At 52.3% G+C, this 1,920-nt stretch carries 1 rRNA gene; it reads left to right on the plus strand.

The features are described from left to right. Window positions 1-334: 334 nt before the first annotated feature. Window positions 335-1,873: ribosomal RNA gene (locus MRS74_RS23460) — 16S ribosomal RNA — on the plus strand. Window positions 1,874-1,920 lie beyond the last annotated feature (47 nt).

The raw sequence follows: 1,920 nt of genomic DNA on the forward strand, positions 1-1,920 counted from the left end.
ATGGTTGATTATCAAGTGGTTTCACCTGATGAATCGACCGGCAGTATCGGCTTGGCGTCACCTTTTTATCTTCGCGGCTTCGGTCGAAAATGTTGAAAAAAAGGATTGACTTAGAACACGGAGACGCTAGAATATGCGCCTCACTTGAGACACGGGATCAGCGGCAACGATCCTTGAGTCCAAACGCTCTTTAACAGATTGATCAGGTAATTCGTGTGGGCGCTTGTCAGGATAAGGCATAAATAGCTTTATCAAGGTAAGCAACCTTCATGTGAATTCATTTAAGTTGTTTTAGCTTGAGTCAGAATTATCGATACTTCGGTATCTTGATTTTAAACTGAAGAGTTTGATCATGGCTCAGATTGAACGCTGGCGGCAGGCCTAACACATGCAAGTCGAGCGGTAGAGAGAAGCTTGCTTCTCTTGAGAGCGGCGGACGGGTGAGTAACGCGTAGGAATCTACCTGGTAGTGGGGGACAACATTCGGAAACGGATGCTAATACCGCATACGCCCTACGGGGGAAAGGAGGGGATCTTTCGGGACCTTTCGCTATCAGATGAGCCTGCGTAGGATTAGCTAGTTGGTAGGGTAAAGGCCTACCAAGGCGACGATCCTTAGCTGGTCTGAGAGGATGACCAGCCACACTGGGACTGAGACACGGCCCAGACTCCTACGGGAGGCAGCAGTGGGGAATATTGGACAATGGGGGCAACCCTGATCCAGCCATGCCGCGTGTGTGAAGAAGGCCTTCGGGTTGTAAAGCACTTTCAGTGGTGAGGAAAGGGTAACCGCTAATATCGGTTATCTGTGACGTTAGCCACAGAAGAAGCACCGGCTAATTCCGTGCCAGCAGCCGCGGTAATACGGAAGGTGCGAGCGTTAATCGGAATAACTGGGCGTAAAGCGCGCGTAGGTGGTTGAGTCAGTCAGATGTGAAAGCCCCGGGCTTAACCTGGGAACTGCACCTGATACTGCTTGACTAGAGTACGGTAGAGGGCAGTGGAATTTCCTGTGTAGCGGTGAAATGCGTAGATATAGGAAGGAACACCAGTGGCGAAGGCGACTGCCTGGACTGATACTGACACTGAGGTGCGAAAGCGTGGGTAGCAAACAGGATTAGATACCCTGGTAGTCCACGCCGTAAACGATGTCGACTAGCCGTTGGGAGACTTGATCTCTTAGTGGCGCAGCTAACGCAATAAGTCGACCGCCTGGGGAGTACGGCCGCAAGGTTAAAACTCAAATGAATTGACGGGGGCCCGCACAAGCGGTGGAGCATGTGGTTTAATTCGACGCAACGCGAAGAACCTTACCTACTCTTGACATCCAGAGAATTCGCTAGAGATAGCTTAGTGCCTTCGGGAGCTCTGAGACAGGTGCTGCATGGCTGTCGTCAGCTCGTGTTGTGAAATGTTGGGTTAAGTCCCGTAACGAGCGCAACCCTTGTCCTTATTTGCCAGCACGTAATGGTGGGAACTCTAAGGAGACTGCCGGTGACAAACCGGAGGAAGGTGGGGACGACGTCAAGTCATCATGGCCCTTACGAGTAGGGCTACACACGTGCTACAATGGCCGGTACAGAGGGCTGCAAACCCGCGAGGGGGAGCCAATCTCAGAAAACCGGTCGTAGTCCGGATCGCAGTCTGCAACTCGACTGCGTGAAGTCGGAATCGCTAGTAATCGCGAATCAGAATGTCGCGGTGAATACGTTCCCGGGCCTTGTACACACCGCCCGTCACACCATGGGAGTGGGTTGCACCAGAAGTAGCTAGTCTAACCGCAAGGGGGACGGTTACCACGGTGTGGTCCATGACTGGGGTGAAGTCGTAACAAGGTAGCCGTAGGGGAACCTGCGGCTGGATCACCTCCTTAAACGACATGGCTTGTTCTGGCATAGCGTCCACACGAATTACCTGATC

Source organism: Marinobacterium sedimentorum, assembly GCF_024267675.1.
GTDB lineage: Bacteria > Pseudomonadota > Gammaproteobacteria > Pseudomonadales > Balneatricaceae > Marinobacterium_A > Marinobacterium_A sedimentorum.